This window comes from Friedmanniella luteola (assembly GCF_900105065.1).
Taxonomy (GTDB): Bacteria; Actinomycetota; Actinomycetes; order Propionibacteriales; family Propionibacteriaceae; genus Microlunatus; species Microlunatus luteolus.
On record NZ_LT629749.1, the window covers coordinates 711,683 to 737,368 of the forward strand.

26 protein-coding genes and 1 tRNA gene are annotated in these 25,686 nt (G+C 74.4%); 17 read left to right on the forward strand and 10 right to left on the reverse strand.

The genetic code is table 11. From position 1 onward, the window contains the following. Nucleotides 1-25: 25 nt before the first annotated feature. Complete coding sequence (locus tag BLT72_RS03320) at nucleotides 26-865, reverse strand: DUF4394 domain-containing protein (RefSeq protein WP_091410123.1); 840 nt, start codon at nucleotides 863-865, stop codon at nucleotides 26-28. A gap of 202 nt (nucleotides 866-1,067) precedes the next feature. Between BLT72_RS03320 and BLT72_RS03325 the strand changes: the two genes are divergently transcribed. Beyond that, entirely contained in the window at nucleotides 1,068-1,604 is a 537-nt protein-coding gene (locus BLT72_RS03325) for a sigma-70 family RNA polymerase sigma factor (protein WP_091410125.1), read from the forward strand. Further along, nucleotides 1,601-2,293 carry an anti-sigma factor family protein gene (locus tag BLT72_RS03330; RefSeq protein WP_091410127.1) on the forward strand — a complete coding sequence of 231 codons (693 nt, stop codon included), beginning with the start codon at nucleotides 1,601-1,603 and terminating at the stop codon, nucleotides 2,291-2,293. Before BLT72_RS03325 ends, BLT72_RS03330 begins: the two co-directional genes overlap by 4 nt. 41 nt (nucleotides 2,294-2,334) lie before the next feature. On the opposite strand, the gene BLT72_RS03335 is transcribed toward BLT72_RS03330, so the two are convergent. Next, nucleotides 2,335-3,546 carry an SGNH/GDSL hydrolase family protein gene (locus tag BLT72_RS03335; RefSeq protein WP_091410129.1) on the reverse strand — a complete coding sequence of 404 codons (1,212 nt, stop codon included), beginning with the start codon at nucleotides 3,544-3,546 and terminating at the stop codon, nucleotides 2,335-2,337. Between the two features lie 10 nt (nucleotides 3,547-3,556). Then, nucleotides 3,557-4,054 carry a GNAT family N-acetyltransferase gene (locus tag BLT72_RS03340; protein WP_091410131.1) on the reverse strand — a complete coding sequence of 166 codons (498 nt, stop codon included), beginning with the start codon at nucleotides 4,052-4,054 and terminating at the stop codon, nucleotides 3,557-3,559. A gap of 102 nt (nucleotides 4,055-4,156) precedes the next feature. Here BLT72_RS03340 and BLT72_RS03345 point away from each other — a divergent pair, with 102 nt between their 5' ends. From BLT72_RS03345 to BLT72_RS03360, 4 genes are all read left to right on the forward strand, one after another. Beyond that, entirely contained in the window at nucleotides 4,157-5,035 is an 879-nt protein-coding gene (locus BLT72_RS03345) for a dioxygenase family protein (RefSeq protein WP_091410133.1), read from the forward strand. A 72-nt stretch (nucleotides 5,036-5,107) separates the two neighbouring features. Further along, nucleotides 5,108-5,593: an aminoacyl-tRNA deacylase gene (locus tag BLT72_RS03350; protein ID WP_197677189.1), complete on the forward strand. Its 486-nt coding sequence runs from the start codon at nucleotides 5,108-5,110 to the stop codon at nucleotides 5,591-5,593. 50 nt (nucleotides 5,594-5,643) lie between these two features. Then, nucleotides 5,644-6,696 (forward strand): alpha/beta hydrolase, encoded by a 1,053-nt coding sequence (locus tag BLT72_RS03355; RefSeq protein ID WP_091410135.1) that lies wholly within the window; start codon nucleotides 5,644-5,646, stop codon nucleotides 6,694-6,696. Between the two features lie 64 nt (nucleotides 6,697-6,760). Continuing rightward, the gene (locus tag BLT72_RS03360; protein WP_091410137.1) at nucleotides 6,761-8,143 is read left to right on the forward strand and encodes a UTP--glucose-1-phosphate uridylyltransferase; all 1,383 of its coding nucleotides are present in this window, start codon (nucleotides 6,761-6,763) and stop codon (nucleotides 8,141-8,143) included. A gap of 75 nt (nucleotides 8,144-8,218) precedes the next feature. Here the strand turns inward: BLT72_RS03360 and BLT72_RS03365 are convergent, their stop codons facing one another. Further along, a complete protein-coding gene (locus BLT72_RS03365) occupies nucleotides 8,219-8,866 on the reverse strand; it encodes a malonic semialdehyde reductase (RefSeq protein WP_231930297.1) in 648 nt (215 codons plus the stop codon). Nucleotides 8,867-8,979: 113 nt separating this feature from the next. Here BLT72_RS03365 and BLT72_RS03370 point away from each other — a divergent pair, with 113 nt between their 5' ends. After that, entirely contained in the window at nucleotides 8,980-9,324 is a 345-nt protein-coding gene (locus BLT72_RS03370; RefSeq protein WP_091410140.1) for a hypothetical protein, read from the forward strand. 24 nt (nucleotides 9,325-9,348) lie between these two features. Here the strand turns inward: BLT72_RS03370 and BLT72_RS03375 are convergent, their stop codons facing one another. The 3 genes from BLT72_RS03375 to BLT72_RS03385 form a co-directional block, all read right to left on the reverse strand. Beyond that, the gene (locus tag BLT72_RS03375) at nucleotides 9,349-9,714 is read right to left on the reverse strand and encodes an MscL family protein (protein WP_091410143.1); all 366 of its coding nucleotides are present in this window, start codon (nucleotides 9,712-9,714) and stop codon (nucleotides 9,349-9,351) included. Nucleotides 9,715-9,795: 81 nt separating this feature from the next. Beyond that, on the reverse strand, nucleotides 9,796-10,467 hold the full coding sequence (locus BLT72_RS03380; protein WP_157720278.1) for an SAF domain-containing protein: 672 nt from the start codon (nucleotides 10,465-10,467) through the stop codon (nucleotides 9,796-9,798). Nucleotides 10,468-10,516: 49 nt separating this feature from the next. Next, complete coding sequence (locus BLT72_RS03385) at nucleotides 10,517-10,906, reverse strand: FmdB family zinc ribbon protein (RefSeq protein WP_091410148.1); 390 nt, start codon at nucleotides 10,904-10,906, stop codon at nucleotides 10,517-10,519. A 145-nt stretch (nucleotides 10,907-11,051) separates the two neighbouring features. On the opposite strand from BLT72_RS03385, the gene BLT72_RS03390 reads away from it, so the two are divergent. The 3 genes from BLT72_RS03390 (at nucleotide 11,052) to BLT72_RS03400 (ending at nucleotide 17,495) form a co-directional block, all read left to right on the forward strand. Continuing rightward, entirely contained in the window at nucleotides 11,052-13,598 is a 2,547-nt protein-coding gene (locus BLT72_RS03390) for a penicillin acylase family protein (RefSeq protein WP_091410151.1), read from the forward strand. A gap of 322 nt (nucleotides 13,599-13,920) precedes the next feature. Continuing rightward, nucleotides 13,921-17,196, forward strand: coding sequence for an isoleucine--tRNA ligase (gene ileS / locus BLT72_RS03395; protein ID WP_091410153.1), 3,276 nt, complete (start codon nucleotides 13,921-13,923; stop codon nucleotides 17,194-17,196). A 26-nt stretch (nucleotides 17,197-17,222) separates the two neighbouring features. Then, nucleotides 17,223-17,495 carry an acylphosphatase gene (locus tag BLT72_RS03400; RefSeq protein WP_091410156.1) on the forward strand — a complete coding sequence of 91 codons (273 nt, stop codon included), beginning with the start codon at nucleotides 17,223-17,225 and terminating at the stop codon, nucleotides 17,493-17,495. A 4-nt stretch (nucleotides 17,496-17,499) separates the two neighbouring features. Here BLT72_RS03400 and BLT72_RS03405 read toward each other — a convergent pair whose 3' ends face one another. After that, nucleotides 17,500-18,105 (reverse strand): 5-formyltetrahydrofolate cyclo-ligase, encoded by a 606-nt coding sequence (locus tag BLT72_RS03405; RefSeq protein WP_091410159.1) that lies wholly within the window; start codon nucleotides 18,103-18,105, stop codon nucleotides 17,500-17,502. 43 nt (nucleotides 18,106-18,148) lie between these two features. Between BLT72_RS03405 and BLT72_RS03410 the strand changes: the two genes are divergently transcribed. Continuing rightward, nucleotides 18,149-19,807: a glycoside hydrolase family 13 protein gene (locus BLT72_RS03410; RefSeq protein ID WP_091410162.1), complete on the forward strand. Its 1,659-nt coding sequence runs from the start codon at nucleotides 18,149-18,151 to the stop codon at nucleotides 19,805-19,807. Here the strand turns inward: BLT72_RS03410 and BLT72_RS03415 are convergent. After that, on the reverse strand, nucleotides 19,785-20,708 hold the full coding sequence (locus BLT72_RS03415) for an Fpg/Nei family DNA glycosylase (protein WP_091410165.1): 924 nt from the start codon (nucleotides 20,706-20,708) through the stop codon (nucleotides 19,785-19,787). The two genes, BLT72_RS03410 and BLT72_RS03415, sit on opposite strands and share 23 nt — an antisense overlap. 138 nt (nucleotides 20,709-20,846) lie before the next feature. On the opposite strand from BLT72_RS03415, the gene glp reads away from it, so the two are divergent. From glp to BLT72_RS03445, 6 genes are all read left to right on the forward strand, one after another. Next, nucleotides 20,847-22,169, forward strand: coding sequence for a molybdotransferase-like divisome protein Glp (gene glp / locus BLT72_RS03420; protein WP_091410168.1), 1,323 nt, complete (start codon nucleotides 20,847-20,849; stop codon nucleotides 22,167-22,169). Continuing rightward, nucleotides 22,169-22,657: a cyclic pyranopterin monophosphate synthase MoaC gene (gene moaC / locus BLT72_RS03425; RefSeq protein WP_091410170.1), complete on the forward strand. Its 489-nt coding sequence runs from the start codon at nucleotides 22,169-22,171 to the stop codon at nucleotides 22,655-22,657. Before glp ends, moaC begins: the two co-directional genes overlap by 1 nt. Continuing rightward, complete coding sequence (locus tag BLT72_RS03430) at nucleotides 22,654-23,169, forward strand: MogA/MoaB family molybdenum cofactor biosynthesis protein (RefSeq protein ID WP_231930298.1); 516 nt, start codon at nucleotides 22,654-22,656, stop codon at nucleotides 23,167-23,169. The genes moaC and BLT72_RS03430 overlap by 4 nt, the downstream gene beginning before the upstream one ends. A 77-nt stretch (nucleotides 23,170-23,246) precedes the next feature. Continuing rightward, nucleotides 23,247-23,870, forward strand: a complete 624-nt coding sequence (locus BLT72_RS03435) for a GNAT family N-acetyltransferase (RefSeq protein WP_091416609.1) — start codon at nucleotides 23,247-23,249, stop codon at nucleotides 23,868-23,870. Between the two features lie 232 nt (nucleotides 23,871-24,102). After that, nucleotides 24,103-24,876, forward strand: coding sequence for a divisome protein SepX/GlpR (sepX, locus tag BLT72_RS03440; protein WP_157720280.1), 774 nt, complete (start codon nucleotides 24,103-24,105; stop codon nucleotides 24,874-24,876). A 61-nt stretch (nucleotides 24,877-24,937) separates the two neighbouring features. Beyond that, nucleotides 24,938-25,010, forward strand: a tRNA-Ala gene (locus BLT72_RS03445). 200 nt (nucleotides 25,011-25,210) lie between these two features. On the opposite strand, the gene BLT72_RS03450 is transcribed toward BLT72_RS03445, so the two are convergent. Continuing rightward, complete coding sequence (locus BLT72_RS03450) at nucleotides 25,211-25,582, reverse strand: hypothetical protein (protein ID WP_091410174.1); 372 nt, start codon at nucleotides 25,580-25,582, stop codon at nucleotides 25,211-25,213. Nucleotides 25,583-25,686 lie beyond the last annotated feature (104 nt).

Sequence of the window (25,686 nt, forward strand, 5' to 3'; positions counted from 1 at the left end):
GGGAGGGGCGAGCCGTCCCGCCGGATCAGCGGTCGAGGTCGACGGCCAGGTCGGTGACCGTGCCCCGGAACCAGCCCTGGCCCACGACGTCACCGGTGAGCAGGTCGACCCGGTACAGGCCGGAGCGGTGGCCGACGCTCAGCACGGCAAAGCCGGTGTTGGCGACGGTGGTGCCCCGCTCGACGGTGCTGCGGACGTCGAACCCGACGTCCGCCCCGGCGTCCACCCCGAGCTTGCCGGTGGCGGCCAGCGACCCGGAGTTGGCCGGGGACTGCAGCGCCACCTGGTCGAGCGCGGTGTCGAGGTCGAACAGCGACGTCGCCGTGTCCGCGGCCAGGTCGTTGTTCGTGTAGGCGGCCCCCGCGACGCCGGTCGCCGGCACCGCGAGGTAGTTGAGCGCGCCGTCGACGACCGTGGCCGCGCTGGGGGCGTCCCCGGTGCCGAAGGGCTGGCGCAGGTTCTGGCCGGTGTCGCTGACCACCCGCAGGGCGTTGGCGGCCGGGTTGAAGTCGACGCCGAACGACGTGCCCGAGGGGGTGACGCTGAGCCGGCCGGCCGCGGTCGCCTTCCCGGAGCGGGTGGACAGGGTGTAGATCCCGCCCCGGTCACCGACGCCGTACAGCTTGCCGTTCTGCACCCGCCGGTCGATCCCGACCAGCTTCGTGTCCCCGGCCAGCCCGCGCACCGGGCCGATCGAGCGGGCCTTCCCCGGGCGGTCGGTGTCGAACTTCACCAGCGCCGTGCCCCCGCGGGCGAGGCCGACCGCGTCCGGCCCGCCCGACCCGGTGGCGGCGGCGCTGAGCGGCACCCCCACGGCGGCGGCGGTGACGGCGGCGACGGCGATGGCAGCTCTGCGAATCCTCATCGGACAGTTCCTCTCGTGCGCCCGGACCCGGGCGGGGCGTCACCGGTGGCGACGCCGGTGTCTACGCGGCCGGGACGGCGGGCGTTGAACGTCGGGGCCGCGAGCCGCCCGCCCGCTCACCGCCGGGCTCCGAACTCCTGCTGAACGCCGGTGCTGGTGGCTGCGTAGCCACCCGGACGGGAACCGGAGCGGGAGGGGTGCGGTGCAGCGGGGTGGCGACCTCTCGGCCGACAGCGGGCTGCGCGCCGCCTACGCCGCTCACGGACGCGAGCTCTACCGGTTCGCGCTGCGCGGGCTCGGCGACCCCGGGCTGGCGCAGGACGCGGTCCAGGAGACGTTCCTGCGGGCCTGGCAGTCGGCGCACCGCTACGACCCGGCCCTGGCCAGCCTGCGCGTCTGGCTGTTCGCCATCGCGCGCAACGTGATGATCGACCTGCACCGGCGGCGCACCAAGGGTTCCTTCGCGCCCGTCGCGACCGACGGGGCGGCGGCGGAGGAGGAGCTGCGTCCGGCGGCGGACCCGACGGAGCAGGTGCTGGACCGCACCCTGGTCGTGCAGGCGCTGGGGCGGCTCAGCCCAGAACATCGAGAGGTGATCGTGGAGACCTACCTGCGGGGACGCAGCTACGACGAGCTGGCGACGACGAGCGGCGTGGCGGCGGGGACGCTGCGCAGCCGGGCGTTCTACGCGCTCAAGGCGCTCCGGGTCGCCATGGAGGAGATGGGGGTGTCGCTGTGACGGACCAGGACCGCACCGGCGGGCACCTCGGAGACGGTGGGCACGCCGCGCTCCGCGAGCTCCTGGGTGCGCACGTGCTCGGCCAGCTGGCCCCGGGGGAGCGCCAGCGGGTCGAGGTCCACCTGGCCGGCTGCGCGGACTGCCGCGCCGAGGTGGCGGCCCTCGAGCCCGTCGTCGCGGCGCTGCAGCAGCTGGACCCCAGCCTCGCCGACGCCGCCGACCCGCCCGCCGCGCTGGAGGGCGAGGTGATCGCGGCGGTCGGCGCCCGGCGGCGGGCCGCGGCCCGCCGGTCGGTGCGGCGGCGGGTGGCCGGGGCCGTCCTGGTGGCGGCGAGCGTGGCCGCGGCGTTCGGGGCGGGCGCCTGGTTCGCCGGGTCCCGGGACCAGCCACCCGTGATCGCCGTCGACCTGAGGCTCGACGCGCCGGGCCTCACCGCCGACGCCGGCCTGGTCCGGCACACCTGGGGCACCGAGCTGAAGCTCGAGGCCGCGGGGCTGGACCGCGGCCAGAGCTACGCCGTCACCTTCGTGCGCGACGACGGGTCGCGGGTGAGCGCGGGGAGCTTCCTCGGCACCGGCGCGGACGCGGTCCGGTGCAGCGTCAACGCCGCCGTCCCCGTCGACGAGACGCGCCAGCTCCTGGTGACCGACCCCGGCGGGACGGTCGTCATGGACGCAGACCTGGGCTGACCGTCGCCTGCTCCGTGCTCAGCAGCCTGGCGGTCAGCCGGTCACCGGGTCGGTGAGGGGGACGGTGACGGCGACGCCGTGCCGGCCAGCGGTGCGGTCACGACGGCCCCGACGAGCCCGGCGATCACGCGCTGGCCGGCGTCGTTCGGGTGCAGCCCGTCGGAGGCGTAGAGCCCGCCCCCCGCGGCGGTGGCGGCGGGCATCTGGTCCCGCAGCGAGAGCAGCCCGACCGAGGGGTTGGCGGCGACGAGCTGCGCGATCTGGTCCTGGTAGGTGCCCATCTGGTCGGCGTTGTCCAGCGTCGGGGAGAACTGGTAGGGGAACACCCAGTAGATCGACGGCGGGGTGGGCAGCGACATCAGCATGTCGACCAGGCTCTGCGCCTGCTGGCGGAACGTGGCCGGGTCCGTCCCCTGCAGCACGTCGTTGCCGCCCAGCTCGATGGTCACCAGGTCCGGCGCCAGGGTGCTCGTCGTCTGCCGCCAGCCCTCGAGGTCGGTGAGGAACGGCACCGCCAGGGTGGCCGAGGACCAGGCGCCGTCGACGGTCGTGATGCCCGAGGTCTCCCCGCCGTCGTAGACCATCAGGCCGGCGAACACCACGTCCGAGGCGGCGGTGACGACGACCGTGTGGTCGCCCCCGGTCGCGAAGGTGGCTCGGGTCCGGCTGGCGGGGGCCGGCGTCTCCGTGGTGGTGGAGACGCTGACCGGCGGCCCACCGTCCACGGTGTAGCTGAAGGTGCCGGCCAGCGGGGCCCCGACCCAGCACAGGTCGACCGACGTGCCGGTCACCGAGAACGTCAGGCTGGCTCCCGGCGCCATCTCCAGGGCCTTGTGGCCGAGGTCGGCGAAGCCGTAGCCCGCCTCCGCCGAGCCGTCGCGCATGACCAGCGTGCCCTCGGAGGCGCTGTAGCGGTTGCCCCAGGGGGAGTCCGGGCCGTAGACCCGCTGGCGGGCGGGGACGTAGTCGGCGCGGCCGCCGCCCGGGTCGGCGGCGTGCAGCGCGTCGGAGACCTGGGTGAACCAGCGGCTCTCCACGGTCGAGGCGCCCTGGCCCTCGGCGAGGGACTCCCCGATCGAGTACCAGACGGCGGGTTCGGACGCCCGGCCGGCCAGCGCGGCTCGCCACTGGTCGAGCACCCCCACCGTCCGTGTCGCCGACGGTGCGGGTGCACCGGCGCCGCTGCGGCACGAGCCGGCGGTGAGGAGGACGACGACGACCAGCAGGCAGGTCAGCAGGGAGCGGGTTCTCACGCGTCGCCGCTCAGCCGATCCAGCGGGCGAACCACACGTCGTCGACCAGCCGGCCGTCGGGCAGGGCGAACTCGTGGTGGAAGCGGGCCTCCTCGGCGAAGCCGGCGCGCGTGTAGAGGTCGACGGCCGTGGCGTTGGTGGCCAGGGCGCGGACCTCCACCTTGCGGGCGCCGCGGACGCGGGCCTCCTCCACGGCGGCGGCGAGGAGCTTCGCCCCGATGCCCTGGCCGCGCGCGGCGGGTGAGACCAGCAGGTTCAGCAGCCGGAGGACGTGGGCGTTGCTGGGTGCCGTGAACTGGCGGTCGAGGTCGACGTGGCCGAGGATCACCCCGTCCGGCTCCTCGACCGCGACGAGGACGTCGCCGGGTTGCCGGTGGGGCCCGAAGAAGGGCTCGTCGACGCCGGTCCGCGGCCGCGCGCGCAGCTCCAGCGCCCAGGCCGCGTTCTCCAGCGTGGCGAGGGCGTGCTCGTTCTCCGGCCCGGCCGGGTGAACCTCGATCCACGGCACCGGACGACCGTAGCAGTGGCGGCTTCACTTGATAATTCAACTCATTCCTCGTACACTCGGTGCAGCGCCAGACGGTGCTGATCCTGCGACCGAGAGCCGACCATGACCTCCCTGTTCGAACGCGGCGTCCCCGCCGGTGCCTACGACGCGTTCCTGCCCGGGGCGGTGGCCGCCAGCCGCCGTCAGCCGCTGTGGCAGCCGGAGGACGGGCCGCTGCCCTCGCTGTTCCTCAGCCACGGCGCCCCGCCGCTGCTGGACGACCCGGAGTGGATGGCCAAGCTGCTGGCGTGGTCGCTCTCGATGCCCAAGCCGCGCTCGATCCTCATCGTCAGCGCGCACTGGGAGTCCGCCCCGCTCTCGCTGTCCTCGAGCGTGGCGGCCGCCCCGCTGGTCTACGACTTCGGCGGCTTCCACCCCCGCTACTACGCGCTGACCTACCCGACGCCCGACGCCTCGGCGCTGGCGTCGCGGGTGCACGCGGTGATGGGTGACGCGACCCCGGTGCACGAGCACGCCGAGCGCGGCCTGGACCACGGCGCCTGGGTGCCGCTGATGGTGATGTACCCGCTGGCCGACGTGCCCGTCCTGCAGCTGAGCCTGCCCACGGAGGACCCGGGCGACCTGCTGGCCCTCGGCGGCCGTCTCCGCGCCCTGCGCGAGGAGGGCGTGCTGGTCATCGGATCGGGTTTCACCACGCACGGGCTGCCGTTCCTGACCCGCGCCAACGCCGCCGGGGAGGTGCCCACCTGGTCCTCCGACTTCGACCAGTGGGCGGCCGAGCTGCTGGCGGCGGGCGACGTCGACGGGCTCGCCGGCTTCCGCGACCACGCGCCCGGCATGCCCTGGTGCCACCCGACGGTCGAGCACTTCATCCCGATGTTCGTCACCTTCGGCGCCGCCTCCGCCCCGCCCGCGTCGGCCCTCACCACCATCGACGGCTACATGATGGGGCTGTCCCGCCGATCGTTCCAGCTGGGATGAGCCCTTCGACGGGCTGATGGGGAAGCGGACGGGCTCACGGCGCGACAGCGCGGCATCCGGCACGATGGAGCCGTGACCGAGCCGCAGCAGACCTGGCCCGCCGGCGTCGGACGGATGCTGGCGGGGGCGGCCGAGCGCGGCCTCGCCGTGGAGGTGCGGCCCCGGCCGGCGGCCCGCAGCCTGGAGGAGGCGGCCGGGCTGCTCGGGATCACCCCGGCCGACATCGCCAAGACGCTGGTGCTGCGCCGCTCCGACGGCAGCTACCTGTTCGCCGTGCTGCCCGGCGACACCCAGCTGGCGTGGCCGAAGTTCCGTGCCCTGGTCGGGGTGAACAAGCTGACGCTGCCCGACGCCGCCGAGGCCCTGGCCGCCACGGGCTACGCCCGGGGGACGATCACGCCGGTGGGCAGCACCACGGCCTGGCCGCTCTGGGTCGACACCCGGCTGGCCGGTCGACGGGTCGCGATGGGTGCGGGGGACCACGGGTTCAGCGCCTTCCTCGACGCCGACGCGCTGGTCACCGCCTACGCCGGCACGGTCGCCGACCTGGCCGGCTGAGCCCGCCGCGACGGCCGGGGAACGTGCGCCGCCGCCCTACACTTCCCGGCATGGCCAAGACGGGGGTCCTCAGCCGACGCGTGCTCGCGACGGTCTGGCTGGTGGTCGGGGCCGCGATGGTCGCCGTCCCGGTCTGGCTCGGCTGGACGCGCTGGCAGCCGGTGCTGATGGGCCACCCGCTGATGCTCGGGCTCACCATCGGCTGCGGACTGCTCGGTTTCGTCGCCCTGGCCTGGGCCTTCGCCAGCCTGGTGCTCGGGGACCGCTCCGAGGACGACGAGACCCGCCCCCGCACCGAGCGGCAGCGGGCCCGGCGGGCCAGCCGACGGATCGCCCTCGCCGTGCCGGCGCTGTTCGTCTGCGTGCTGCTGGTGGGCGCCCTCGCCTGGTCGCGACCGTTCCCCGCCTCGCCCGTCGCCGTCGCGGCCATGCGCTCCGGGGGTGACGTCCGGGTGTCGGACCGGCTGACCTGGTTCGAGATGGCCTCGACCGCCCGGGACGACGACGACCAGGTGGTCCGGCCCACCACCGGGCTGGTCTTCGTGCCCGGCGCCCGCGTCGACCCCCGCGCCTACGCCAACGTCCTGCGACCGCTGGCCCGGGCGGGCTACCTCGTCACCGTCCTCAAGGAGCCGTTCGGGGTGTCCTTCGTCGACGCGGGCCACCCGGAGCGGGTGATGGCCGCCCACCCCGAGATCGCCCAGTGGGTGGTCGCCGGGCACTCGCTCGGTGGCGTCACCGCCGCCTCCTTCGCCGACGGCACCCCGACGGTCGGCGACGCCCGGGTGGCGGGGCTCGTGCTGTGGGCGTCCTACCCGGCGCGTCGGCTGGAGCGCCCCGACCTCCGCGTCACGTCGGTGGCGGGCGAGCGGGACGGCCTGAGCACCCCGGCCACGATCGACGCGGCCAAGGACGACCTGCCGCCCGACACCACCTACGTGGTGGTGCCCGGCGCGGTGCACAGCTGGTTCGGCGACTACGGCGACCAGCCGGGCGACGGGACGCCCACGGGCGACCGGGCGGCGGCGCAGGCGCAGATCACGAAGGCCACCCGGGCCGTGCTGGCCGCGGTGACCCCGAAGCCGCCCGCGAAGAAGAAGTAGCGCCGTCCGCTCCGCCGCCGTCCCGGGCCGCTCGCCCCGGCGGCACCTCCCTAGGATCAGGGGCATGAGCGCACAGGGACTGCAGCAGGCCCAGGACAAGATGGTCGCCGCCGGGGTGAACCCGCAGGCCATCGAGGTCTTCAGCCACTACTACCACCAGCTCGAGGAGGGCGTCAGCGGCGTCATCTCCGAGGACAGCATCGACCCGCTGGAGGACCCCGACCTGCTCAGCGACGTCACGATCAGCGACGAGGAGGCCCGGTCCGCCCTCGCCGCCACCGTGATCATCAAGCTCAACGGCGGGCTCGGCACGTCGATGGGGCTGGACCGCGCCAAGTCCCTGCTGACCGTCCGGGACGGCAAGAGCTTCCTCGACCTCATCGTCGACCAGGTCCGCGCCGCCCGCGCCAGCTCCGGCGCCACCCTGCCGCTGGTCTTCATGAACAGCTTCCGCACCCGCGAGGACACCCTCGCCGCCCTGGCCGGCTACGACGACCTCGCCGTCGAGGGCCTCGACCTCGACTTCCTGCAGAGCCAGGAGCCCCGGCTGCGCGCCGACGACCTGACGCCGGTCGCGTGGCCGGCGGACCCGACGCTTGAGTGGTGCCCGCCCGGGCACGGCGACCTCTACCCGGCGCTGGAGGCGTCCGGTCTCCTGGACCGGCTGCTGGCGCTGGGCTACCGCTACGCCTCCGTCTCCAACTCCGACAACCTGGGCGCTGCCCCCGACGCCACCATCGCCGGCTGGTTCGCCGCCAGCGGTGCCCCCTACGCGGCCGAGATCTGCCGTCGGACGGCGGCGGACCGCAAGGGCGGTCACCTGGCCGTCCGCAAGGCGGACCGCCAGCTGATCCTGCGCGACACCGCGCAGACGGCCAAGGAGGAGATGCACTACTTCACCGACGAGCACCGGCACCCGTACTTCCACACCAACAACCTGTGGTTCGACCTCCAGGTGCTCTCCCGCACCCTCAAGGAGCGGGGGTCGGTGCTGGGCCTGCCGCTGATCAAGAACGAGAAGACGGTCGACCCCGCCGACCCGACCTCGACGCCGGTGGTCCAGATCGAGTGCGCGATGGGTGCGGCGGTCGAGGTCTTCGACGGCGCGACGGCGATCGGTGTCGGCCGCGAGCGCTTCCTGCCGGTCAAGACGACGAATGACCTGCTGCTGCTGCGCTCCGACGTCTACGAGGTCGACGACGCGGGCCACCTGGTGCGGGTGACCGACCCGGCGCCACTGGTCGACCTGGCCGGCGACCACTACAAGACGATCTCGGCCTTCGACGCGCGCTTCCCGGCCGGCGCCCCGTCGCTCCGGCGGGCCAGCGGCCTGGCCGTCGAGGGGGACTGGACCTTCGAGGCCGACGTCACCGTCGTCGGCGCCGGACGGCTGCCCGACGAGGGCGGGCCGCGCACCGTGCCCGCCGGGACCGTGCTGCAGGGCTGAGCGGACCAGCGCCGGCTGGCCGCGGTCGACGGGGGCCCGCACCCCCAGGGGTGCGGGCCCCCGTGCCCGTCGTGGTCAGACGGTGGTGACGACCTCGTCGTAGCCCAGCCGCGGCTGGCGCGGGCGGTAGGACTCCGCCGAGGGGTGGCCCAGGTTGACCACCATGAAGACGCGGTGGCGGCCGTCGGGGAAGAACTCCCGGCTGACGGCGTCGGCGTCGAAGCCGCCCATCGGACCGGCGGCCAGGCCCGCGGCGCGGACGGCCAGGATGAAGTAGCCCGCCTGCAGCACGGCGTTGGTGTGGGCCGCGGCGGCGCGACCGGCCTCGTCGGCGAACCCGGCCTTCGCGTTCGGGTAGACGGGGAAGACACGGTCCAGCTCGTCGTGGAAGTCGACGTCGGCGGCCAGCAGCGCCACCAGGGGGGCCGCGCCGGTCCGCTCCTTGTTGCCGCCGGCCATGTGCTCGACCAGACGCGCCCGAGCCTCGGGGGAGCGGACGAGCACCATCCGGAGGGGCTGGGTGTTCATCGCCGTCGGACCCCACTTGAGGAGGTCGTGCACGGCGCGCACCTGGGCGTCGGTGACGGGCTGGTCGGAGAAGCGGTAGGCGGTGGCCGCCTGTCGGAAGAGCTGGTCGGCGACCCCCGCCGGGACGGCGAGCGGGGCGTCGAACTCCTGCTCGAAGGCGTTCAGGTCGGCGGCGTTCACATCGAGGTCGGTCACGGTTGATTCAACGTTCAATTAGTTTGGCTATTCCTCCGTCCGTGCGACGCCCGTCACGACGGGCCTCCGCCCGGTCTGCGACCATGGGTGGCTCTCGACCAGCCGGAGGTGTCATGGACGACCAGCACGTGCCCGCCTGGCACGAGGCGCTGGCCTACGCCGTGACCGGTGTCCGCTTCGACGACCTCGGGCGCCAGCCCCGTCCCGACCTCGACGCCCTGACCGCGCTGCTGCGCCCGCGCCTGGGCGCGGAGGTCGACGTCGCCGAGCTGACCCGGGCCCACCCGCTGCCGGCCGACCTCGCCGAGGGTCTGGGTGCGGCCCAGCTGGGGGCGGCGCTGGCGGAGCTCCGCCGCCGGCTGACCGGGCCGTCGCCGACCGTGGTTGCCGGCGAGCGACCGCTCACCGCCGACGAGCGCCGCCTGCTGCAGGACGTGCCGCCCCACCACGGCGTCTGAGGCGGAGCGGCGGCCGGTTCTGCGTCAGCCCCGGTTCTGCGCCCGGAGCAGGTCGCGGATCTCGGCCAGCAGGTCCTCGGTGGACGCGGCCTGCTCGGGCTCGTCGGCCTTGCGGACCCGGCTGAACCGGTTGTAGGGGACGACGACGGCGAAGTACAGCACGGCCGCGGTGAGGACGAAGGTGATCAGCGCGGTCAGGAAGTTGCCGACGTTGATGCCGCGCACGGCGACGTCGCTGAGCCCCTCCACCCGCACGACCAGACCCAGCAGGTCGAGGACGATGCTGGTGAACGCCTGGACGACCGCGGCGAAGACGGTGCCCATGATGAAGGCCACCGCCAGCTCGATGAGGTTCCCCCGCAGGAGGAACTCCTTGAATCCCTGCAGCATCGTGCTTCCTCCGGCGAGTTCGGTGATCGGGCTGGGACGCCGGACGGTAGCAGGGCGACGCCGGGGCGGGCGGGACTGCGGTCAGTGCCAGGTCAGGGTCAGCGGACCCGCCACCGCCGCCCGGGCGAGCGCCGTCGCGGTGCCCGTCGGCACCTCGACCAGCACGAGACCTCCGTCACTGCCGGTCGCGGTCTCCTCGTCCACGTGCGGCACGGTCACCACCCGGGCGCTCCGGGCGACGACGGACGCGCCGCCGCCCTGCTCGTCCGTGCCGACCAGGTCGACCACGTCCCCGGGCCGCAGCAGGGTCACCAGGCCGGGGTCGGAGAGCCGGACCGGCGCCACCACCCGTCCGGACGCCGGTCCGGCCCGGGGAGCGACCAGGGCCAGCGGCGTCAGCACCTGACCCTGGGCGACCGGTGCGCTGACCGCGCGGCCGACCGCCTGCTCCGCCGCCGTGAGGGCGCCGGCGGGCAGGTCGGCGGCCCGGAGAGGCCGACGCTGCAGGTCGGCCGCCGTCAGCACGCTGCCGCCGGCCAGCTCGTGCGCGGCGACCAGCACGGTGCGCTCGGGCGGGCCCTCGGGCAGGGCGGCCGAGACCGCCGTGAGGACGGCGAGGGCCGCGGCGACCGCGGCCAGCGGACGCCGGTGCCAGGAGGCGGCGCGCAGCAGCGTGCGGAGGGGGTGACGCCGACCCGGCCCGGTCAGGGCGGCGGGCCGGCGACGGGTGCGCGGGGACGGCGGGAAGGTCACGCCGTCAGTCTCGGGACGCGCCGCCGGGGCGTGCGCGTCGTCCACAGCCCTAGGAGCTGGCGGCCTTGCTGGGTGTGGACGAGGACGAGGACGAGCCGCTGCCGGAGGACTCCTTGGCCAGCGCCGACGTCCCCTGCGGGCCCGAGCCGTTGGTGCCCGAGCCGTTGCTGCCCGAGCCGTTGCTGCCCGAGCCGCTGCCGGCGGTCTCCTTGGCGGGCGTGGAGCTGCTGCCTCCCCCGGAGGAGCCGTTCTCGGACGGGGCCTTGCGGCTGTCGGTGCGGTAGAAGCCCGAGCCCTTGAAGACGACGCCGACCGCGTTGTACACCTTGCGGAGGGAGCCGCCGCAGTTCGGGCACTCGGTCAGCGCCGCGTCGGTGAACTTCTGCACGGCCTCGAGGTCGTGCCCGCACTCGGTGCACCGGTACTGGTAGGTAGGCATGAGCGTGCTCTCTCCGGTCTCAGGTGGATCAGGCGCCGGTGACGATACGACGCACTTAGCACTCCAGCATAACGACTGCCAACGCACCCGCGGGCCGCGGCTGCGGAGGGAGGGCGGGGACGGCCGCGGTCACTAGGCTGAGCCGGTGCGTCGCCTTCCCCGCTGGCTGTTGTTCCCCGCCATCGTCGTCGTGCTGGCGCTGGTCGTGCTGCCCTTCCTGGCCGTCAGCCTGGTCCGCGAGTCCACCCCGACGACGGAGGGCCGGCTCACCCTGCCCGGGCTGGGTGCTCCGGTCGAGGTGCTCCGTGACGCCAGCGGCGTCCCGCACGTCTACGCCGACAACCCGGAGGACCTCTTCGAGGCCCAGGGCTTCGTGGCCGCCCAGGACCGGTTCTTCGAGATGGACTTCCGCCGTCACCTGGCCGCGGGTCGGCTGGCCGAGCTGTTCGGGGAGTCGCAGGTGAGCACGGACGCCTACGTCCGCACGCTGGGCTGGCGCCGGGTGGCCGAGCAGGAGCTGCGCCTGCTGTCCTCCTCGACCCGCCGCTACCTGGACGCCTACGCGGCCGGGGTCAACGGCTACCTGCGCGAGCGGTCACCCGCCGAGCTGTCCCTCGAGTACCGCTTGCTCGGGGTCCAGGGGCTGCGCGGTGCCCCGGAGGCGTGGACGGCCGCCGACTCGCTGGCGTGGCTCAAGGTGATGGCCTGGCAGCTCGGGTCCAACCAGGACGACGAGGCCTCCCGCGGCCTGCTGAGCGCCACCCTCGGCCCCGGCCGGGTCGCCGAGCTCTACCCGCAGCACCCGCTGGAGGGCTACGACCCGATCCTCGACCGTGGCGACGTCCGCGGACGGGCCTTCGACCCGGACGCGGCGCTGGTCTCCGGTCGGCCGGCCCCGGCCGGGCTCTCCCGGGCCCAGCTGCAGGCCGCCCAGCCGGCCCTCGCCGGTGCGGCCGCGGTCGACCGGCTGCTGCCCGCCGTCCTCGGCACGGCCGACGGGGCCGGCGGCATCGGCTCCAACTCCTTCGTCGTGGCGGGCTCCCGGACGGCCAGCGGGAAGGCGCTGCTGTCCAACGACCCGCACCTGGCCACCTCCATCCCCTCGACCTTCGCCCAGGTCGGGCTGCACTGCCGCACGGTGTCGAAGGCGTGCCCGTTCGACGTCTCCGGCTTCAGCCTCGCCGCCGTGCCGGGCGTGGTGATCGGCCACAACAGCGCGGTCGCCTGGGGGATGACCACCAGCTACGCCGACGTGCAGGACCTCTACCTCGAGCAGGTCCAGGGCGACACGGTCCGCCGCGGTCCGGTGTACGAGCCGCTGGAGCAGCGCACCGAGGAGATCCGCGTCCGCGGCGAGGACCAGCCGCGCGCCCTGCGGATCCGCTCGTCGCGGCACGGGCCGCTGCTGTCCGACGTCAGCGCCGCGCTGCAGCGGGTGGGGGCGCAGCGCGGGGAGTCGGGCGGCTCGGGCTACGCCGTGTCCGTCGCCTGGGTCGGCTCCACCCCGGGCCGCACCATGGACGCGCTGCTGGGGCTCAACCGGGCCCAGGACTTCCGCCAGTTCCGGGCCGCGCTGGCGCTGCTGTCCGCGCCGTCGCAGAACTTCGTCTACGCCGACACCGCCGGGAACATCGGTTACCAGCTGCCCGGCGACCTGCCGGTCCGGGGCCGGGGCGACGGCCGGACGCCGTCCCCGGGCTGGGACGAGCGGTACGACTGGACGGGCCGGATCCCGTTCGCCCAGCTGCCCTACACCTACAACCCGCCGAGCGGCTACCTGGTGGCGGCCAACCAGCAGGTCATCGGCCGGCAGTACCCCTACCCGGTCGGCTCCGGCTACTCCTACGGCTGGCGGAGCCAGGAGATCCGCGACCGGCTGGCCGACGCGCCCCCGCTGACCCTCGACGCGGCGGAGCAGATCTTCTACGACGAGACGGTGCGGCCCGCCGCCGCTCTCGTCCCGGCCCTGCTGAAGGTGCGGGTGGCCGACCCGTGGGTCGCCGAGGGGCAGCGCACGCTCGTCGGCTGGGACTACAGCGCCTCGGCCGACTCCGCGCCCGCCGCCTTCTACAACGTCGTCGTGCACGACCTGCTCGAGCTCACCTTCCGCGACGAGCTGCCGCAGGACCAGTGGCCGCACGGCGGCGACCGGTGGTACGCCGTCCTCGACAGGCTGCTGGCCGACCCGGACAACGCCTGGTGGGACGACGTCACGACCCCGCAGGTCGAGCGGCGCGACGACATCCTGCTGGCGGCGATGACCGACGCCCGCTCCGAGATCACCTCGCTGATGTCCCGCGACCCCGACGGCTGGCGCTGGGGTCACCTGCACCAGGTGCGGCTCGAGAGCCTGACGCTCGGCCAGAGCGGCATCGCCCCGGTCGAGGCGCTGTTCAACCGAGGGCACTACCCGGTGGGCGGCGGCCCGGCCGTCGTCAACGCCCTGGGCTACGACGACCTGCTCGGGTACGGGGTGACGACGGCCCCGACGATGCGGATGCTGGTCGACCTCGGGGCGCTCGACGGGTCGCGCTGGATCAACCAGAGCGGGGTCTCCGGGCACGCGTTCGCCGAGCACTACGACGACCAGACCGAGCTGTGGGCGACCAACCAGATGCTGCCCTTCGTCAGCTCCCGGCCCGCGGTGGAGGCCGCGACGGCGGACCGGCTGGAGCTGGTGCCCGGCGGCTGAGCCCGCAGCTGCGGGAGGACGGCAGGCCGGCGGGCCTCGTCCGGTGTCGTCCTCCCGCCGCTCCCGCCCCGCCCGGAATGCGTTGGCCGACCACCCGGCCGACGGGCCTAGAATGGCGGCACAGGCAGTGATCCGGCCATCACCGGTGAGCCTCCGGAAGAACGGGCCGCCAGGCCTCACTAGAACCGGACGGGTGGGCCCGTCATCGCCTTCGACCCAGAGCGGTCGTCCTCCGGTGCACCGGCGGGCGGCAAGCGAGGTGGTACCGCGGCGGTGACGTCGTCCTCGTGCAGGCAGCAGCCCACGAGGAAGAGACGTCCCGATGACCTACCCGAAGCAGACGACCGGACCGTCGACCCCGGACCCCGTCGAAGGGTCGACGAGCATTCCGTCGAGCCCGCGGTTCCCGGAGCTGGAGGAGCGGGTGCTCGCGTTCTGGAAGGCCGACGACACCTTCACGGCCTCCGTGGAGCGCAACCCGGCCGGGGAGAACGGCAGCAACGAGTTCGTCTTCTACGACGGCCCGCCCTTCGCGAACGGCCTGCCGCACTACGGCCACCTGCTGACCGGCTACGTCAAGGACATCGTGCCGCGCTACCAGACGATGCGCGGCCGGCACGTCGAGCGCCGGTTCGGCTGGGACTGCCACGGCCTGCCCGCCGAGCTGGAGTCGATGCGCCAGCTGGGGCTGAAGACGAAGGACGAGATCCTCGAGCTGGGCATCGACAAGTTCAACGACGCCTGCCGGGAGTCGGTGCTGCGCTACACCGACGAGTGGCAGGCCTACGTCACCCGCCAGGCGCGCTGGGTCGACTTCGAGCACGACTACAAGACTCTCGACATCTCCTACATGGAGAGCGTGCTCTGGGCCCTCAAGACCCTGTACGACAAGGGCCTGGTCTACGAGGGCCTGCGGGTGCTGCCCTACTGCTGGAACGACGAGACGCCGCTGTCCAGCCACGAGCTGCGGATGGACGACGAGGTCTACCAGAACCGGCAGGACCCGGCCGTCACCGTCGGCTTCCGGCTGGAGACCGGCGAGCTGGCGCTGATCTGGACGACGACGCCCTGGACCCTGCCCAGCAACCTCGCCATGGCCGTCAACCCGGCCATCGACTACGTCGTCGTCGAGCACACCGGCGAGGACGGGCGCAGCGAGCGGTACGTCCTCGCCGAGTCCCGGCTGGCCGCCTACGCCCGTGAGCTGGGCGAGGACGCCGCCGACCACGTCGTCGAGCGGCTGAAGGGCGCCGACCTGCTGGGCCGCCGCTACACCCCGCCGTTCCGCTACTTCGTCGGCACCGAGAACGCCCACGTGGTGCTGGCCGCCGACTACGTGACCACCGAGGACGGCACCGGCCTCGTGCACATCGCCCCCGCCTTCGGCGAGGAGGACAAGGCCGTCACCGACGCGGCCGGGATCGCCGTCGTCGTCCCCGTCGACGCGGCCGGCAGGTTCACCGCCGAGGTGCCCGAGTACGCCGGCCTGCAGGTCTTCGACGCCAACCTGGCGATCATCGACGACCTGCGCGCGGCGACCGGCTCGGTCTCCCCGGGCACGGTGCTGCTGCGCCGCGAGACCTACGACCACCCCTACCCGCACTGCTGGCGCTGCAAGAACCCGCTGATCTACAAGGCCGTCTCCAGCTGGTTCGTCGCCGTGACCGCGATCAAGGAGCGGATGGTCCAGCTCAACGACCAGATCACCTGGGTGCCCGAGCACGTCAAGGACGGCCAGTTCGGCAAGTGGCTGGCCGGCGCCCGGGACTGGTCGATCAGCCGCAACCGCTTCTGGGGCAGCCCGATCCCGATCTGGAAGTCCGACGACCCGGCCCACCCGCGCGTCGACGTCTACGGCTCCATCGCCGAGCTGGAGGCCGACTTCGGCGTCGAGGTGACCGACCTGCACCGGCCCTACGTCGACCAGCTGACCCGGCCGAACCCCGACGACCCGACGGGGCGCTCGACCATGCGCCGGATCGAGGACGTCCTCGACGTCTGGTTCGACTCGGGCTCGATGCCCTACGCCCAGGTGCACTACCCGTTCGAGAACGCCGACTGGTTCGAGCACCACTACCCGGGCGACTTCATCGTCGAGTACATCGGCCAGACGCGCGGCTGGTTCTACACGATGCACGTGCTGGCCACCGCCCTCTTCGACCGGCCCGCGTTCCAGAACTGCATCAGCCACGGCATCGTGCTGGGCAGCGACGGGCAGAAGATGAGCAAGTCGCTGCGCAACTACCCCGACGTCAGCGAGGTGTTCGACCGCGACGGCGCCGACGCGATGCGCTGGTTCCTGATGTCGTCGCCGATCCTGCGGGGCGGCAACCTCGTCGTCACCGAGCAGGGCATCCGCGAGGGCGTCCGGCAGGTGATGATCCCGCTCTGGAACGCCTGGTACTTCTTCTCCCTGTACGCCAACGTGGCCGACGGTGGAGGCGACGGTGCGGGCGCGCCCTCGAGCCCCGGGCGGGGCTACGAGGCGCAGGAGCGCTACGACTCCGACGACGTCCTCGACCGCTACGTCCTCGCCAAGCTGCGCGACCTCGTGGAGACGCTCACCACCGAGCTCGACCGCCTCGAGGTGGCCGCCGCCTGCGACGCCACCCGCGGCTTCCTCGAGGTGCTCTCGAACTGGTACATCCGGCGCTCCCGCGAGCGGTTCTGGGACGGTGGGTCCGCCGCCTCGCACGCCGCGTTCGACACCCTGCGCACGGTGCTGGAGGTGCTCTGCCGGGCGATCGCCCCGCTGCTGCCGCTGACCACCGAGGAGATCTGGCGCGGCCTGACCGGCGGCCGCTCGGTGCACCTGACCGACTGGCCGGACGCCGCGCTGCTGCCCGCCGACGACGCCCTGGTCGCCGCGATGGACCGGGTCCGCGAGGTCTGCTCGACCGGCTCCGGCCTGCGCAAGGCCGAGAACCTCCGCGTCCGGCTGCCGCTGGCCAAGCTGACCGTGGTGGCCGACGACGCGGCCGCGCTGGAGCCCTTCCGCAGCCTCGTCGCCGACGAGCTCAACGTGCGGACGGTCGAGCTCACCCACGTCGACGCCGGCGACGCGTCCGCCTTCGGGGTGCGGCAGACCCTGCAGGTCAACGCCCGCGCCGCCGGCCCGCGGCTGGGCAAGCAGGTGCAGGTCGCCATCAGGGGCAGCAAGAGCGGCGACTGGTCGGTGGCCGACGACGGCACCGTCACCGCCGGCGGCATCGCGCTGGTCGAGGGGGAGTACACGCTGCAGACCGTCGTGGCCGACGCCGACCCGTCCGACCAGCGCGCGGTCGCGATGCTCCCGGGCGGCGGCTTCGTCATCCTCGACACCGCGGTCACCCCCGAGCTCGCCGCCGAGGGCCTGGCCCGCGACGTCATCCGGGCCGTGCAGCAGGCCCGCCGCGAGGCGGGGTTCGAGGTCAGCGACCGGATCGCGCTCACCCTGGGCGGCGGGGCGGACCTGGTCGCGGCGGTGCACACGCACGCCGCCCTGATCCGGACCGAGACCCTGGCCACCTCGCTCGAGGCCGCCGAGCAGCCGCTCGGGCCGGACGCCGTCGACATCGGCGACAAGCAGCGCGTGGCGGTCACGGTCAGCCGGGCCTGACCGCGCCGTCGCCGGGAGGGACCGAGATGGCTGTGATCCGCCGCCGGGTGGTCGTCACCGGGCGGGTGCAGGGCGTGTTCTTCCGCGACAGCACCCGCCGGGAGGCGCGCCGCCGGCGGGTCTCCGGCTGGGTGACCAACCGGGAGGACGGCAGCGTCGAGGCCGTCTTCGAGGGCGAGCCCGACGCCGTCGACGCGATGATCGCCTGGACCCGCCGGGGGCCGGTGAGGGCGCGGGTCGACCGCCAGACCGTCACCGAGGAGGAGCCGACCGGCGCTTCCGGGTTCGCGGTGGTCTGAGGGGTCAGCGCACGCAGGGCAGCAGCGCCTCGGGCGTCACGATGGCGTCGACCGGCCGGTCCCACGCCTGGGCGGGGATGGTCTCGAGCACCTCGTCGGCGTTGAGCAGCACCCAGACCGGCGCGCCCGGGTCCGCCGACACCAGCGCCCGGTCGTACCAGCCGCCGCCCCGGCCCAGCCGGTCGCCGCGCCGGTTCGCGGCCAGCCCCGGGCACAGCACCAGCTCGGCGCGGGACAGGCCGCCGTCGGGCAGCGGGCCGGTGGTCGGCTCGAGGATCCCGTGCCGACCCAGCCGCAGGGCGTCCGGACCGCCGTACGGTGCCCACGCCGGCGCGGGACCGAGGCTCAGCACGGGCAGCAGGACCTCCACCCCGTGGGCCGCCAGCCAGCCGACCAGCTGCAGGGTCCCCGGCTCGACCCCGGTGGAGAGGTAGGCGGCGACGGTGCGCGGCAGGGTGGTGGCCAGGGCCTCGTCGACGACGGCCAGCCGGGCCTCGTCGTCCGCCGTCCGCTGCTCGGGGCGGCGGCTCTCGCGGCGCAGCTGGACGGCGTGCCGGAGCACCTGCTTCGCCCCGCTCAGGGCGTCGTCGTCGGCAGCGGTCGCGGGCACGCCTCCATGCTAGGGATGCCCTCGGGGCCCTAGCATCGTGCCGGTGACCGCAGCCAACTCCGCCCCGACGAGCCACGACCGCGACTGGTGGCGCCAGGCCGTCGTCTACCAGGTCTACCCGCGCAGCTTCGCCGACAGCAACGGCGACGGCATCGGCGACCTGCCCGGCCTCACCTCGCGGATGGACTACCTGGCCGACCTCGGCGTGGACGCCGTCTGGTTGAGCCCGTTCTACCCCTCGGCCCTCGCCGACGGCGGCTACGACGTCGCCGACTACCGCGACGTCGCCCCCGAGCTGGGCACGCTGGCCGACTTCGACGCCCTGGTGGCGGCGGCGAAGGCGCGCGGGCTCAAGGTCGTCGTCGACATCGTCCCCAACCACACCTCGGACCTGCACGTCTGGTTCCAGGAGGCGCTGGCGTCCCCGCCCGGCTCCGCCGCCCGCGCGCGCTACATCTTCCGCGACGGGCTGGGCCCCGACGGCGCCGAGCCGCCGTCGGACTGGATCTCCCACTTCGGCGGTCCCGCGTGGACACGGGTGCCGGACGGCCAGTGGTACTGCCACCTCTTCGCGCCCGAGCAGCCGGACCTCGACTGGGGCAACCCCGAGGTGCACGAGGACTTCCTCACCACGCTGCGCTTCTGGGCCGACCGTGGCGTCGACGGCTACCGGGTCGACGTCGCGCACGCGCTGGCCAAGGACCTGTCCGAGCCGCTGCGCAGCAAGCCGACGCTGGAGGACGAGGGCGTGCCCCTCGACGGCACCGACCCGCTGTACGACCGCGACGAGGTGCACGAGATCTACGCCGAGTGGCGCCGGGAGGTCTTCGACCGCTACGACCCGCCGCGCACCGCCGTCGCCGAGGCCTTCGCGCCGTCGGAGCGCCGGGCGCTGTACGCCCGTCCCACCGAGCTCGGCCAGGCGTTCAACTTCGACCTCCTCAAGGCCGACTTCGGCGCCGAGGACTTCCGCACGGTGATCGACTTCTGCCTCGGTGAGGCCGAGCGGGCCGGCTCGTCCACCACCTGGGTGCTGTCCAACCACGACGTCGTCCGGCACGCCACCCGCTACGGGCTGCCGCGGGGCGTCGACCTGGACGCCTGGCTGATGGGCGAGGGCCAGGTGCCGCCGCTCGACGAGGCGCAGGGGCTGCGGCGGGCCCGGGCGGCGACGCTGCTGATGCTGGCCCTGCCCGGCTCGTCCTACCTCTACCAGGGGGAGGAGCTCGGCCTCCACGAGGTGGCCGACATCCCGCTCGGCGCGCTGCAGGACCCGATCTGGCTGCGGACGCTCAACACCAAGAAGGGCCGCGACGGCGCCCGGGTCCCACTGCCCTGGTCCGACGAGGGCGCCTCCTACGGGTTCGGCTCCGGCGCGGCCTGGCTGCCGCAGCCGGCCGCGTTCTCCCGGACCGCGGTCTCGGCGCAGCGCGGCGCCGCCGGCTCCACGCTGGAGCTGTACACGCAGGCGCTGCGGCTGCGGCGCACCCTGCAGGGACCGGAGTCGCTGACCTGGCTGCCGGCCGGGGACGAGGTGCTGCACCTCGAGCGCCCGGGCGGCTGGCACTGCGTGATGAACTTCGGCAGCGACCCGGCGCCGCTGCCCGAGGGTCAGCTGCTGCTGAGCAGCGCGGCCGCCCCGGTCGTCGACCAGCTGCCGGGGGAGACGACGGTCTGGCTCACTCGTCCTCGTCCGGCGTGACCGTCGCGTCGTCCACCGCGGAGGCCAGCTCGGCGCCGGCCCCGCGGGCGTCGGTCCGCGGCTCGGGCTGGCAGCGCGGGCACCAGAAGAGGTTGCGGGTCACCATCACCGCGTGGGCGATCGGGGTGTCGCAGCGGCGGCAGGGCTCACCGGTCCGCCGGTAGACGTAGTGCGCGTCGACCCGGCGGGCGGGACCCGAGCGGCGCTCCCGGTCGTCGGGGTCGGTGGTGATGATCTTGCCGCTGCGCACGCCGGCGCGCATCAGCCGGACGAGGTCCTCCCACATGTCCAGCCAGACCACCGGGTCGAGGTCGCGGCCCGCGAGGTAGGGGTGGACGCCGTGCCGGAACAGGATCTCCGCGCGGTAGACGTTGCCGACCCCGGCCAGCACGGTCTGGTTCATCAGCAGCGCGCCCAGCGCGGTGCGGCTGCGCGCCAGCCTGGCCTGGGCCAGCGCCGGGTCGGACCCCGGCCGCAGCGGGTCCGGCCCCAGCTTGGCGGCGACGGCGTCCTTCTCCCCGCGGGTGATCACCTCGCAGGTGATCGGTCCCCGCAGGTCGAGGTAGCCGACGTCGCCCTGCAGCCGCAGCCGGAGGGCGCCGCGGGGCTCCGGCGCGGGCAGGTGGCCCTCGGTGAACTTGCCGTACAGGCCCAGGTGGACGTGCAGGTACAGGTCGTCGCGGGGGGCGCGGGCGCTCGGCTCCCCGCCGGGGGCGGAGGCCCGCCCGTACCGGTGGAAGAGGTGCTTGCCGTAGGCGTCGGTGCCCTCGAGGGTGCGGCCGTCGAGCAGGGCGGCGCCGCCGTCGAAGCGGCCCTGCGGGCTCGAGGCGTGCAGCGTCTGACCGCCGAACAGCTTCGCGTGCCGTCGGGCCAGGCGGTGGATCGTATGTCCTTCGGGCACGCAGGCGACTGTAGTGCGCGCCCCCCAACTCCCCGAGGTGTCGCGAGCCCGCCGACCCCGGGGTCGACGGGCTTCTGGCCAGTCGGCACGGGCCCCGGTTCGGCGCCTCGCGGAGGAGCGGGATCTAGGGTGGCCGGTATGCCCCTGTTCGGCCGCAAGAAGAGTGACGACCCGGCTCCGCTGGACCGGACCCGCGAGCCGCTGCCCCCGCCGCCCGAGCCCGGGCCGTCCGGCCTGCGCACGCTCGACGACCACCGCGACTACCTGCTGAGCTGCCTCGAGCCGCTGCCCGCCTTCAGCCAGCACGTGCTCGACGCGCTGGGGCTCAGCCTGTGCGAGGACGTCTACGCGCCGATCAGCATGCCGCGCTTCGACAACTCCGCGATGGACGGCTACGCGGTCCGCGCCGTCGACGTCGAGGCCGCCGGGGACGAGAGCCCGGTGAGCCTGCCCGTCGTCGGTGAGGTCGCCGCCGGCCAGGACGCCCTGCACCGGCTGTCGCCGGGCACGGCGATCAAGATCATGACCGGCGCCCCGCTGCCCGCGGGCGCCGACGCCGTCGTCCCCTACGAGGCCACGGACCGCGGCAGCAGCGACGTCCGCGTCTACGCACCCAGCACCGCCGGGCAGCACGTCCGCTACGTCGGTGAGGACGTCGAGGCCGGGACGCACCTCTTCTCCGTCGGCCAGCAGCTCGGCCCCCGCGACATCGGCCTGCTGGCCGGCATCGGGCACGACCAGGTGCTGGTCCGGCCGCGGCCACGGGTCGCCGTCGTGAGCACCGGCACCGAGCTGGTGGAGCCCGGCCTGGAACTGGGCAACGACCACCAGATCTACGACTCGAACTCCTACCTGCTGGCTGCTGCCGCCCGGCAGGCCGGCGCCCACGTCTTCCGGGTCGGCCTGGTCAGCGACGACCCCGAGCAGGTCAAGCAGCTGATCACCGACCAGCTGGTGCGCGCCGACCTCGTCGTCAGCACCGGCGGCGTCAGCCAGGGCGACTACGACGTCGTCAAGGCGGTGATGCCGGAGCTGGGAGCCACCGACTTCACCCAGGTCGCCATGCAGCCGGGCAAGCCGCAGGGCTTCGGGCTGGTCGGCGACGACCGGACGCCGATGATCATGCTGCCGGGCAACCCGGTCAGCGCGTTCGTCTCCTTCGAGGCCTTCGTCCGGCCTGCGATCCGCCGGCTGATGGGCGTCACCCCCTACACCCGACCGACGGTCCGCGCCCGCGTCACCCACCCGGTCAGCTCGGCGCCCGGACGGCGGCAGCTGGCCCGCGGCATCGTCACCGTGGACGAGGACGGGACCCGGCTGGTCGAGCTGGCCGGCGGGCACGGCTCGCACCTGATGGCCGACCTGGCCCGGGCCAACGCGCTGGTGGTGCTGCCCGAGGACGTCACCGCCGTCGAGGCGGGCGAGGACGTGGACGTCTGGCTGCTGGACGAGGTCGCCTGATGGCCGAGACGCCGTTCCCGCACCTGACCGCGACCGGCCAGGCGCGGATGGTCGACGTGTCGGCCAAGGAGGTGTCGGCGCGCAGCGCGACCGCGGCCGGCCGGGTCCGGTTGAGCGCGGCGTGCGTCGCCGCCCTGCGGGACGGCTCGGTGCCCAAGGGCGACGCGCTGGCCGTGGCGCGGATCGCCGGCATCCAGGGGGCGAAGCGGACCCCCGACCTGGTGCCGCTCTGCCACCCGCTCTCGATCAGCGGGGTCGACGTGACGGCGGAGGTCACCGACGACGGCGTCGAGCTGACCGCCACCGTGCGGACCACGGACCGCACCGGCGTCGAGATGGAGGCGCTGACCGCCGTGAGCACAGCCGCGCTGACCGTCGTGGACATGATCAAGGCCCTCGACCGGGCCGCGGTGATCACCGACATCCGCGTGCTGGCGAAGTCGGGCGGCCGGCGCGGGGACTGGCAGCGCGCGGAGGAGGAGCGGTGAGCGGTCCGACCGACGGGGCGGGCGACGCGGGCCTGCCGGAGGCGCTGGTGCTGACGGTCTCCACCCGGGCGTCGGCCGGCGTGTACGAGGACCGCTCGGGACCGGTCGTCGTGGAGGCGCTGCGGGCCCTCGGCTTCGCCGTCGGCGACGCGGTGGTGGTGCCCGACGGAGACGCCGTGGGTGACGCCCTGCGGGGTGCCGTCGCCGCCCGCCGGCCCCTGGTCATCACCACCGGCGGCACCGGCCTCAGCCCCGACGACCACACCCCGGAGCAGACCCGGAGCGTCGTGCAGCGGGAGATCCCGGCGCTGGCCGCCGAGATCGCCCGGTACGGCGTGGACCACGGGGTGCCGACGGCGCTGCTCAGCCGTGGCGTCGCCGGCGTCGCTGGTCAGACCCTGGTGGTCAACCTCCCCGGTTCGACCGGGGGAGCCCGCGACGGGATGGCCGTGCTGGCCCCCGTCCTGCCGCACGCCGTGGCCCAGCTGCGTGGTGCCGACCATCCCCGGTGAGCGCAGCCGCCCCGGGAGGCGGCCCTGAGGTGGGCGGAGACGTCGAGCGGCCGCAGCGCAGCGTGTCCGCACTCCAGATGTCCGGCCGGCACCACTGGCCGGTGACGCTCCGGCACGGGCCGGTCCGGCTCGCCCCGATGCGGACGCGCGACCGGGCCGACTGGGAGCGCGTGCGGCGGGCGAACGCGAGCTGGCTGCGGCCCTGGGAGGCGACGCTGCCGCCCGGCGGCCACGCCGGTCCCGCGACGTACGCAGGGCTGGTGCGGACGCTGTCGCGGCAGGCCCGGGAGGGTCGGATGCTGCCCTGGTTGGTCTTCTGGGACGGCGACGGCCGCGGCCGGCCGCAGCTCGCCGGACAGCTGACGGTCAGCGGCATCGTCGGGGGCTCGGCGGCCTGGGGCCAGATCGGCTACTGGGTGGACGAGCGCCTGGCCGGCCGCGGCATCATCCCCACGGCCGTGGCGCTGGCCGTCGACTACTGCTTCGAGGTCATGCACCTGCACCGGATCGAGATCGCCATCCGGCCGGAGAACGACAAGAGCCTGCGGGTGGTGACCAAGCTGGGGTTCCGGCCCGAAGGCCTGCGGCCCCGCTACCTGCACATCGACGGCGACTGGCGCGACCACCTGGTGTTCGCGCTGAACGCCGAGGAGGTCCCGGGCGGCCTGCTGCAGCGGTGGGAGAGCCTGCGTCCCCGCTGACCCTCCGCCCGCGCGGCCCGAGCCGGCGGCCGGCGGCCGGCGTCCGCGGCCCGAGCCGGCGTCCGCGGCCCGAGCCGGCGTCCGCGGCCCGAGCCGGCGTCCGCGGCCTGAGCCTGTCGAAGGCCCTTCGACAGGCTCAGGGAACGGGGTCGTCGGCCCGCGCCGGCCGTTTCTTCCCGACACACCGCCGCAGGTCCGGGGGCCGGCGGAGGCCGCCCCCTACGGTTCGGGTGTGGGGACGACGGGTGTGATCTTCGGTGCGATCGCGATCGCCTGGCTGGCCTATCTCGTGCCCCACTTCGTGCGCCGTCGCGAGGAGGAGCTCGTCGTCGACGAGGCCGACCCCGCCAGCCGTTTCTCGGAGTCCATGCGGATCGTCCGGCACGGCACGGCCCCGCTGCTCAACCAGGACCTGAGCCCGATCGCGGAGTACGAGGTGTCGACGCCGCTCACCCGCCGGGCCGCCATCCACGAGCTGCGACGCCTGGAGCAGGTCGCGGCCAGCCGTCGTCGCCGGGTCCTGCTGGTCCTGCTCGCGCTGCTGAGCGCCACCGTCGCCGTCGCCGCCCTGGGCCTGGTGCCGTGGGGGCTGGTCCTGGTCCCGGGTGCGCTGCTGGTGGCCTTCCTCGCCGTCGCCCGGGTCAGCGTCCGCGCCCTGCGACGGGAGCTCGACGCCCGCTTCGCACGGGTCCGGCGGGGCAGTGACACCGAGTCCACCGTGCGGCTGAGCCGCAAGGACCTGGTCGCCGCGACGTCCGCCCCGGCGAAGGCGCTCACCACCGCCTCGGCGTCGAGTGCCCTCTGGGACCCGGTGCCGATCACCGTCCCCACCTACGTCTCCAAGCCGCTCGCGCCGCGCACCGTCCGGACGATCGACCTCTCCGGGCCGGGTGTGGCCAGCTCGACCCGGCACGACGGGCCGGTCACCGCCGACGCCCCCGCCGCCCCGGTCCGGGCAGCCCGTTCCGACGTCGAGGACGACGGCCGGCAGGCGGCCGCGAGCTGAGTCGTGGCGGGGAGCACGGCCCCGCCAGTGGTATTGTTCTGCGGTCGGCGCAGCCGACGGAGGGGCTTTGGCGCAGTTGGTAGCGCGTCTCGTTCGCAATGAGAAGGTCAGGGGTTCGAATCCCCTAAGCTCCACTCCCTCGAAGTAGCCTCGGTCAGGCACGTCACTCCTCTGGGCCTCGGCCCTCACCCCTCTCGTACGGGCGGAGCTCTGACGTCTCCCGCCAGCGCCACGCGGACCACCGGTCCGAGCGCCGGGTGGGTCGGGGTCCGGGGCGGCGGTCGCCGACCTCGTCGCCGGTTCCCGGGGCACCGGTGTTCGAGCTCCGCCCGGGTCAGCGGAGGCCTCCGTCGGCGATGATCGCGACCGCCACGAGCAGGGCGGCGACCCAGTCGACGGTGGCGCAGAACGGCGGCCACCACCGGGTGTTGTCGACGAACCGGGTGCGGTGCTGCCACAGGTCCTTGAGCCCGTGGCCAGCCAGTCCGGCCACGACGACCCAGGGTGTCGCGGTGACGGCGGCCGCTGCCACGAGGACGAAGGCGCTGAGGACGCCGACCTCGACCGCGATCACGTGGCGGCGGCCGTCAGCGACGGCGAAGCCGAGGTAGACGGCGGCGATGAACGCCAGCCCGACGGCGTAGACCGTCGCCGCTGGCAGCCACCAGAAGGCGAGCGGTGCAGCCGCGGTGGCGATGCCGACCACGATCCCCCAGCCGATGGCGGCCCGATGACCGTCAGGCTCGTGACCGGCCCTGCCGGGAGCTGACCCGGTGCGGGTTGGCGCCGACCCCGGTCTGACGTCGTGCG